A 7,332-nucleotide genomic window follows, 5' to 3' on the forward strand; every position below is an offset into this window, starting at 1 on the left:
TTGAGCGAGTGAAATAGTAGTCGCCGCCCGGAACTGCGGGTTTCGACAGGGGTTCGCTACTGCGTGGTGGCGTTGTTCACATCCGGCGCCGTCACGGCCTGGGGAGCCCCGCCGCTATTCCCCCCGGAACGGCGGGGCGAACCTCGTGCGTGGGGTGGAGTATCAGTTGTGTGCGCGCGTCGTATCCTGCGTGTTGGCCCTGTGGCCGAGACTGTCCGTGGTCCTGTCAGCAAGGCGCGGGATGCGCGCCAGCGGAAACTCCACTTTGACCCCATGCCGGCCCGGGTTGAGCCCTGTCTGGCTCTTCTGGCGTCCAAACCACCCGCCGGCGATGAATGGTCGTTTGAAGTGAAATGGGACGGCTATCGGCTCTCCATCCACATTGATAATCGTACAGTGCGCATCCTGACCCGCGGCGGCCATGACTGGACGAACCGCTTTCCGACGATCGCGGGTGATGCTCTGGACCTCGAGCTGGATAGCGCCATCCTGGATGCTGAAGCCGTCGTGCTCGATAACCGGGGTGCTTCCGACTTCGGCGCCCTACAGCACGCTCTCGGTGGCCGGGGCGGTAAGCGATCTGCCGCCGGGGCGCTCCTGTACGCTTTCGACCTGCTCTATCTCAACGGTCACGATCTTCGTTCGCTGGCGTGTGAGGAGCGGCGCGAGATGCTCCCCGGTATCATAAAGCCCCATACCTCGATCCTATTCAGCGAGGACGTTGACGCCGCCGGCGACGCCTTCCTGGCGCTTGCCTGCAAGATGGGCCTTGAGGGCATCATCGCGAAGCGGCGCGATGCGCCTTACCGATCCGGTCGCGGCGGCGAATGGCGGAAGATCAAATGCATCCAATCGGAAGGGTTCTTCATCATCGGCTATGAGCCGTCGTCGTCGGCGTTGGGCGGTATCGGCCGGCTGCTGCTCGCGGCCTGGAAGAGCAACCGGCTGACCTATGTCGGCGGCGTAGGGACCGGGTTCACCGATCGCACTGCGACCGCGCTGCGGAAGCAGCTTGACGCGCTCCTGATCGATAAGCCCGCACTGAAACTGACGAGAAAAGGGACGCGCTGGGTGACGCCGTCACTGGTGGCTGAGATCGAATTCCGCGCCTGGACCACGGACCAGAAACTGCGGCACGCCTCGTACAAGGGGCTGCGCGACGTCGCCGACGCTGACAACGTTCTTCGCCTGGATGACGATTAGCGCAGAGTGTGCCGGCCGATGCCCGAGATGCGCTCCTCACTGCAAGGTAGACTGTTCGCCCGCGTCCGGTTCGATCAGCTTCGCGAGCCCCATTTCCTCAAGCCCTTCATTGAACTCGGCCAGAGCCTCGGTGTCAGTGGCAAACGGCTCTTCCCAGATGATTGATCCCCCATCCTCGTCGACAAGTTCAAGTACCCACCCCTCGCTGTCTCCGAGGCGATAGATTTCAACCTGCACAGTGATGCCGTCGCGGGTGACCGTCTGGCAGAGGGGCGAGCGGAAAATGTCAGGGAAGTCCGTCATGCGGTTGAAGGTAACCCCAGGAAAGCGGTGATACAATCATCAGGGGCTGCGGGACAAAGCAGACCGGCGCCAGATAATTCAGTTGGAAGGGCAGTCGGGATCGGGCCGATGGCTTCGCGGCTCACGGCCAAAAAACACCCAGCGCCGTTCAGATATTTGCGTGACAACGATGATCATCGCAACGCCGTCTTCGCATTCCAAATCGAACGTCTCCTCGAAAATGAGCGGGCCTGTTTCGGTCGATTGGCTATACAAGCGGCCGGCGCGCCCGCACTGTCCGATGGCGACATACTCGTAGGCCACCATCAGGCGCATTCCAGCCTTGTCGACCAACACACCTTTCCCGGTGAACATTGGCTCCTCGCCCTGACGAGGCTGAGAGAAGATAGCTCGTCAGTAGGCGCGCGTATGGTGAACAACTCCACCAATCATCCCGTGTAGGATGGTGGACTAGCCATTCCTCGAGCGCTGCAACGAGCCTGATCAATTGGGCCTCCTCCGGCCTTGGAGGTGATCGAGCGCCGGCACTGACGTCGGCTCCTGAACGCTTTACCCGCCGCCTCCTCAGGGAACTGCCGGCTGCGCTTTGCGTTCGGCAACCAGGAGCACAGGAATGTGCCATGCCGATGCACTGGTTCACCCCACCCGTTGTCGTTCGAGCCGACCGGCCTGAAGTGACCTATTCCGTCAACCACGTCGAGCGAGCCGCAGAGTTCTTACTGGCGTGGAAAGCGATAGGGGCGGGCCCGAAGTGGCAAGTCGCAGTTCGCGCCTGCACGGCAGCGCTGAATGGTGCCGGGACCGTTGATGAGGCGCGGGAGGCGTTCGAGGAGGCAGCGCGGGAGTGTGGCCGCCTCATTGGATAGCCGAGCCGCGATTCCCGGTACGGGTTGGCAATCAGCCATTCTTCGCGCCGTAACGAGCCTCCGCAACGCGGCTTCCTCGTCCGTGTCCTTAAGGCAGCCCGTGAGCTGCTCGACGCGCTCGACTGCCCTGAGGACGCCCAGGGGATTGTGAAGCCGGCCGCTATCGTCTTTCCCTGTCATTCAGCGCGCTCGACCTCCCGCGCCTCATAGGCGGCGACCGCGGCTTTGAGCATGTCCAGTTCGAGGGATTCGACCGTATCAGGCCTTGCATCTTCGATTTCGCCGATGCGCTGAACTGCATAGCGATAGTCCTCATGGCAGGTAATGCAGGCGGTCGGCGTTTCCGGTCTGAGTTCGGGAACCGCGGTCATCGGATCTCTCCTTCCGTGGCTGATGCCGAAAAAATTATCGCGTGGCTCCTAATTTTCAAGGGGAGATTCCGGCCCCCGGCCGTGCCGCTTTTGCCAGAACCGTGTTCGCTCGTCCGCGCCTTGAACTGCTCAAGCGTGACGGCATCGAAGGCAGGCAGCCAAACGGCCCGAAAGGCTGCCTTCGCAGCCTCGAGCGAGATTTCATAGCCGATGAATTGGCTCGGCCAAGGATGGCCGATCTGGATGATCCAGCTCCAGCACTTTGGATCATTGCTGCTGGAGTCCCGGATGATCCACCCGACCGTCTCATCCATGAAAATCACCTGGTACTCCAGATCGCAATAGCCGGAGATCTCCCGCAGATGCAGCTCGGTTGAGCATTCATCGGGCGTCATCGAAATTCTCAGAACGGGATCTGAAGCCGGTTGAGCGGCGCCGGAAACGGCAACAACTCGAACATGAGCGGCGGCATGTGGTCCTCCTCCCAGCAGAAGGCGGCAAAGTCGAGCTCCGCCCATTCATCGGCCTCTGGGCTACCAGGGCGCGCGACCTCGATCTCGGCCATTCGCTGCCGGGCCGCCAACCATTCCAGGGTGTCGGTAATGACCATCTCGCTCCGCATTGTCAGTGGCACGCAGGCGAATGCGACATGGCTTGACTCCCTATACGTCAGGTATGTTCTATTTTTGTTCTCATTCGAGCGCGAGTCAAATGTCATCGTCCGATGCCGAGGAATCGACCATTCCTGCCGTCGAAGTCGACGGATCTGATGCATTATCCCTGGGTGGTGATCAGGTTTCGCTGCGACTATTGCGAGCGCTTTGCCAATGCGCGCTTGGCTGCGTGTGCAGCGAAATATGGACGGCTCATCACGCTCGGCGAGCTCCTCGATATGTTCGTCAGTACCTGCGATTGGGCGCCGAACAATCCGCTCCGGAAGCCCCAGAAATACGGTCGCAAATGCGGCGCCTATTGCCCGGATATCGGCCGCTCCGGGCCGCCCGACGATCCGCCGTTCATGGGCCGACTGACAGTGATCGAGGGTGGGAAAGACGAATTGCTCCCGGCCGAGCAGACCACGCAAACACGACGACGAGTGGGAGGTGGCGATGAGTGAATGGCCCCATCAGGTCGAGGTCACGACGGTCGGTAGGCGTGACCTTTATTTCGTCTGGTTCACCGCATGGTGCGCGGACCACGGCGTGCCGTTCAAATCCTATGATGGGCTCCGCAGCGAAGGCGGCATTAGGGTTGCCTTCAAGTCATCTGTACTCGCGCTTCAATTCCAGGCCGAGTTCGGCGGAGAGGTTATTCCGGCCGCCGACTTGGAGAAGACAAGCGAGGACGATGCCTTTCTGGACGAGGATTTTCGGCTGATGGCGCGCGAAATCTTCGGAGAGGAAAGTGACCGGGGCGAACGGGGGGACGGCAAAGTGCGGCCGAACTAGCATCTCCCCATGTGCAATCTCTTCTCCGATTGCGGTTACTGGTACAAGCCTTTCTGCGAGCCGTGCGCTGCAAGCTTGCGCCCAATGCGACGGAGCAAGCGGGTCTTTTATTCCCTTAGCGCGTCAACTCTAGCCAAGGTAGTACGCCGCTTGAATCGTCCAAGCGGCGCTCGCGCTGCGATTCTGACGGCGAAGGCKGATCATGGTCACTGAAAACCATTGGCTGAGAACCCAGTTCAACACGCTATTTCAATCGCGATCTGACGGGCGGATCGAGCGTGAGAACGATCCCGACCGTTCGCCGGGCCCGCAACTCTGGTTGGCCGGCAGCGCCGAGGGCAACGTATTCGGTGCAGGAGCCGAACTCGCCGACGCCATCGCCGAAGAGCTGGAAAGCCTCGCCGCCACGGAGCCGCCATTCGTGCATCCGGCAACGCCGGAGCATTTTGAACGCTACCTGGCGCTGCTCGCCGGCAGTGGTCCTGTCAGGCACGAACTCGAGCTCACTTACGAACTTCCGCACGCGCACCCGTATCCCAGTGACACTCGGCTCATCAGCGACGACTCCAGGGAAGGCCGAGACTTGATGGGGTCCTGGGGGGACCAGGTTCCGGAAACCTGGCGCGACCTGGGCTTCCGTGAGGCCGCGGACTTTTGGACGCCTTGGTGCGCGGCTGTGGTCGATGGCCAAGTCGCTTCCGTTGCCTTTGCTGCCCGGCTCGCGGATGCTGGCGCCGAACTTGGATTAGTAACCGCAGCGCCGTATCGGGGGCGCGGCCTTGCCGCCGCTGCGACGGCCGGTTGGTCGCGGCTCCCGTCACTCCGCTCCCGCAGACTGTTTTACAGCACGGCTCGCGGCAATCTCTCATCGCAGCGTGTAGCCGCCCGCCTAGGATTACGTGTTCTGGGAGCAAGCCTACGCGTCTCGTAAGCTAGGGTGCGGAGGTCCGCTAAGGGGGGCGAAGAGTCCAGCCGAGTTTGGCGGCGAGATCGTTCCCGCGGCCGAACTCGAAAGTGCGAGCGAGGATGACGCCATCCTCGACGATGATTTCCGGCTGATGACAAGCGAGATCTTTGGCAAGGAGAACGACCAAGGGGAGGGGGTGACGGCGAATTGCACCCGAACTAACCTCCGCCCATGTGCAATCTCTACAGCTTCACGCGCAGCGTCGACGCCATGCGTCAGCTCTTTGCCAAGCCCTTCAATGTCCCCGTCACCAACTTGCCGCCGCAGCCGGGGATTTTCCCCGACTATGGCGCGCCGATCATCCGCAATGTCGCGGGGGCAGATCAGCCGGAACTGGCGATGGTGCGCTGGGGGATGCCGTCGTCCAGGAAGGCGCAGCTCGACGCCGCAACCAAGCGGGCCGACAAGCTGCGTGCCAAGGGCAAGGAGGTCGATTTTGACCAGCTCCTGCGCATGGAACCCGATAGCGGCACGACAAATGTCCGCAATACCTCGAGCGCCCACTGGAAACGCTGGCTCGGTATCGACAACCGTTGCCTGGTGCCCTTCACCGCCTTCAGCGAATTCAACCGCGAGGCCGGTGGCGACGTCTGGTTCGCGCTGGATGAGGATCGACCGCTCGCCTTCTTCGCGGGCATCTGGGCGCCGCAATGGACCAGCGTCCGGAAGGTGAAGACCGGCGAGGAGACGATCGACGTCTTCGCCTTCCTCACCACGGAGCCAAACGCCGAGGTTGAGCCGATCCATCCGAAGGCGATGCCGGTGATCCTGACCAATCCGGTCGACCTGGAACTCTGGATGTCGTCGCCTTGGGAAATCGCGAAGGGCCTTCAAAGGCCGCTGCCGGATGGAGCGTTGCAGATCGTCTCGCGGGGACAAAAGACAGACCCGCCAGAGCCGAAGCCGGAGCCAATGCAGGCTGCGCTTCTGTGATTGAAAGGCGTCCTATCATCGGGGATTGGTGAACTCGCCGGCCAGCGGCCAATATTGGCGCGTAAGCGATAGCGAGTAGCTCCCGCCTTCCCGAATCCTCCGATCGGGCTCACACTCCCTAGAAATGCAGAATTAGGTAGTAAAGCCACCTGGGGCCTACTAAAATCTGAACTGAACAGGTTCCAGCCTTCTTGGCGTTTCCGAAAATTTCGGTGACGCGTTGAAGCATCGTTCGGCAACTCCGAGCACGGTCCTCATTGCCCATTACCAGACGTTCTGARAGTCGCGAGTGGGTGGGGGCAACCACCGAAAAGCCGATCAGCTTTGCGCCTCCGCAGGTCCCGGCACTGCGGAGATCTGCCCTAGACGTACCGCGCGGCTTACTGGCCCATTGGTCAGGTCGACACGGAGCAGAAACCACCTCACGTTCCGCCCATGGTGCAGGATACATCCTGGATCGCTATCGTGGACGACGATCCGTCCGTACTGAAGTCCCTGAGCCGGACGCTGAGGGTTCGCGGGTTTGAGACGAAGATCTTCAACTCAGCCCGCGAATTTCTGAAGGCATTGCCTGGAGGGCCGCCTGCCTGCCTGATCCTTGACGTGCAGATGCCCGGCATGACCGGCATCGAGCTTCACCATCAATTACTCAGGGGCGGCGTCCATATTCCGACGATCATCATCACGGCACATGGAGACAGGATCCGCGAACTGTCTCTGGCCACTGACACCGTTGCCGTTCTTTCGAAGCCGTTGGCGAATGCGAGCCTATTCGAAGCGCTCGCGGTCGCACTCGGATCCGTCAGGGAGCGCCACTGAGATCAACCATAAAGGCGCCGTGCGTAGCCCGGGGTCCGATCCGACCTGCCCGAACAAACGACCGGTTAGGGTTGGTGGATGGCGACGTCCGATTTCTCCGGCTGAACGCTCGCAACGGGCCCGAGCGGGCGTACCCAGCCGTCCTTGTTAGTGGTGCCTCCATACCTTCACAGCGGATACCAACAAGATAAGTGCGAGCCCCGGAAGCAGCACCCCACTTGGAATGAAGCCGAGCAATTGACCACCAATGAAGGTGCCAGCGACTGACCCCGTAGCCATGAACAGCAGGAACGTCTTGTTTTTAGCGATGACCGAAAAGCTTTGGTCGCGACTGTAGCGCGTGAAGCCGACTAGCTGGCGACGGCGGAATGGGTCCTTCGGATTTTAGCAATCGTGCTCACGTGAAATGCACGGCCTCGCTG

Annotated in this window: 12 protein-coding genes and 1 pseudogene; 7 read left to right on the forward strand and 6 right to left on the reverse strand. The window is 61.2% G+C overall.

Annotation, left to right across the window (positions count from 1 at the left end):
- The first annotated feature begins 201 nt into the window (after nucleotides 1–201).
- Complete coding sequence (gene ligD / locus AC1D34_RS31390) at nucleotides 202–1,203, forward strand: non-homologous end-joining DNA ligase (RefSeq protein WP_476776208.1); 1,002 nt, start codon at nucleotides 202–204, stop codon at nucleotides 1,201–1,203.
- Between the two features lie 36 nt (nucleotides 1,204–1,239).
- Here the strand turns inward: ligD and AC1D34_RS31395 are convergent, their stop codons facing one another.
- Both AC1D34_RS31395 and AC1D34_RS31400 read right to left on the reverse strand, forming a co-directional pair.
- Nucleotides 1,240–1,506, reverse strand: coding sequence for a hypothetical protein (locus tag AC1D34_RS31395; protein WP_476776207.1), 267 nt, complete (start codon nucleotides 1,504–1,506; stop codon nucleotides 1,240–1,242).
- A 78-nt stretch (nucleotides 1,507–1,584) separates the two neighbouring features.
- Nucleotides 1,585–1,860 (reverse strand): hypothetical protein, encoded by a 276-nt coding sequence (locus AC1D34_RS31400; RefSeq protein ID WP_476776206.1) that lies wholly within the window; start codon nucleotides 1,858–1,860, stop codon nucleotides 1,585–1,587.
- A gap of 272 nt (nucleotides 1,861–2,132) precedes the next feature.
- Between AC1D34_RS31400 and AC1D34_RS31405 the strand changes: the two genes are divergently transcribed.
- Entirely contained in the window at nucleotides 2,133–2,372 is a 240-nt protein-coding gene (locus tag AC1D34_RS31405) for a DUF982 domain-containing protein (RefSeq protein ID WP_476826342.1), read from the forward strand.
- 176 nt (nucleotides 2,373–2,548) lie between these two features.
- Here AC1D34_RS31405 and AC1D34_RS31410 read toward each other — a convergent pair whose 3' ends face one another.
- The 3 genes from AC1D34_RS31410 to AC1D34_RS31420 are packed head-to-tail and all read right to left on the reverse strand — an operon-like array spanning nucleotide 2,549 to nucleotide 3,353.
- Complete coding sequence (locus tag AC1D34_RS31410; protein WP_476776204.1) at nucleotides 2,549–2,743, reverse strand: hypothetical protein; 195 nt, start codon at nucleotides 2,741–2,743, stop codon at nucleotides 2,549–2,551.
- Complete coding sequence (locus tag AC1D34_RS31415) at nucleotides 2,740–3,138, reverse strand: hypothetical protein (RefSeq protein WP_476826340.1); 399 nt, start codon at nucleotides 3,136–3,138, stop codon at nucleotides 2,740–2,742. The genes AC1D34_RS31410 and AC1D34_RS31415 overlap by 4 nt, the downstream gene beginning before the upstream one ends.
- Before the next feature lie 8 nt (nucleotides 3,139–3,146).
- Entirely contained in the window at nucleotides 3,147–3,353 is a 207-nt protein-coding gene (locus AC1D34_RS31420; protein ID WP_476776202.1) for a hypothetical protein, read from the reverse strand.
- A 159-nt stretch (nucleotides 3,354–3,512) separates the two neighbouring features.
- Here AC1D34_RS31420 and AC1D34_RS31425 point away from each other — a divergent pair, with 159 nt between their 5' ends.
- The 5 genes from AC1D34_RS31425 (at nucleotide 3,513) to AC1D34_RS31445 (ending at nucleotide 6,910) form a co-directional block, all read left to right on the forward strand.
- On the forward strand, nucleotides 3,513–3,860 hold the full coding sequence (locus AC1D34_RS31425; protein ID WP_476776201.1) for a hypothetical protein: 348 nt from the start codon (nucleotides 3,513–3,515) through the stop codon (nucleotides 3,858–3,860).
- A complete protein-coding gene (locus tag AC1D34_RS31430; protein WP_476776200.1) occupies nucleotides 3,853–4,191 on the forward strand; it encodes a hypothetical protein in 339 nt (112 codons plus the stop codon). The genes AC1D34_RS31425 and AC1D34_RS31430 overlap by 8 nt, the downstream gene beginning before the upstream one ends.
- A gap of 202 nt (nucleotides 4,192–4,393) precedes the next feature.
- The gene (locus AC1D34_RS31435; RefSeq protein WP_476826341.1) at nucleotides 4,394–5,122 is read left to right on the forward strand and encodes a GNAT family N-acetyltransferase; all 729 of its coding nucleotides are present in this window, start codon (nucleotides 4,394–4,396) and stop codon (nucleotides 5,120–5,122) included.
- A gap of 207 nt (nucleotides 5,123–5,329) precedes the next feature.
- On the forward strand, nucleotides 5,330–6,091 hold the full coding sequence (locus AC1D34_RS31440; RefSeq protein ID WP_476776198.1) for an SOS response-associated peptidase: 762 nt from the start codon (nucleotides 5,330–5,332) through the stop codon (nucleotides 6,089–6,091).
- 465 nt (nucleotides 6,092–6,556) lie between these two features.
- Nucleotides 6,557–6,910, forward strand: a complete 354-nt coding sequence (locus tag AC1D34_RS31445) for a response regulator transcription factor (RefSeq protein WP_476776197.1) — start codon at nucleotides 6,557–6,559, stop codon at nucleotides 6,908–6,910.
- Nucleotides 6,911–7,057: 147 nt separating this feature from the next.
- On the opposite strand, the pseudogene AC1D34_RS31450 reads toward AC1D34_RS31445, so the two are convergent.
- Nucleotides 7,058–7,264: pseudogene (locus AC1D34_RS31450) on the reverse strand (sulfite exporter TauE/SafE family protein); the annotation flags it as partial.
- Nucleotides 7,265–7,332 lie beyond the last annotated feature (68 nt).

Source organism: Allobosea sp. P1_A7, from assembly GCF_056406775.1.

Coding starts and splice junctions, on each gene's coding strand:
- AC1D34_RS31395 (WP_476776207.1), bottom strand. CDS start 1,506: ATGACGGACTTCCCTGACATTTTCCGCTCGCCCCTCTGCCAGACGGTC.
- AC1D34_RS31400 (WP_476776206.1), bottom strand. CDS start 1,860: ATGTTCACCGGGAAAGGTGTGTTGGTCGACAAGGCTGGAATGCGCCTG.
- AC1D34_RS31405 (WP_476826342.1), top strand. CDS start 2,133: ATGCACTGGTTCACCCCACCCGTTGTCGTTCGAGCCGACCGGCCTGAA.
- AC1D34_RS31410 (WP_476776204.1), bottom strand. CDS start 2,743: ATGACCGCGGTTCCCGAACTCAGACCGGAAACGCCGACCGCCTGCATT.
- AC1D34_RS31415 (WP_476826340.1), bottom strand. CDS start 3,138: ATGACGCCCGATGAATGCTCAACCGAGCTGCATCTGCGGGAGATCTCC.
- AC1D34_RS31420 (WP_476776202.1), bottom strand. CDS start 3,353: ATGGTCATTACCGACACCCTGGAATGGTTGGCGGCCCGGCAGCGAATG.
- AC1D34_RS31425 (WP_476776201.1), top strand. CDS start 3,513: ATGCATTATCCCTGGGTGGTGATCAGGTTTCGCTGCGACTATTGCGAG.
- AC1D34_RS31430 (WP_476776200.1), top strand. CDS start 3,853: ATGAGTGAATGGCCCCATCAGGTCGAGGTCACGACGGTCGGTAGGCGT.
- AC1D34_RS31435 (WP_476826341.1), top strand. CDS start 4,394: ATGGTCACTGAAAACCATTGGCTGAGAACCCAGTTCAACACGCTATTT.
- AC1D34_RS31440 (WP_476776198.1), top strand. CDS start 5,330: ATGTGCAATCTCTACAGCTTCACGCGCAGCGTCGACGCCATGCGTCAG.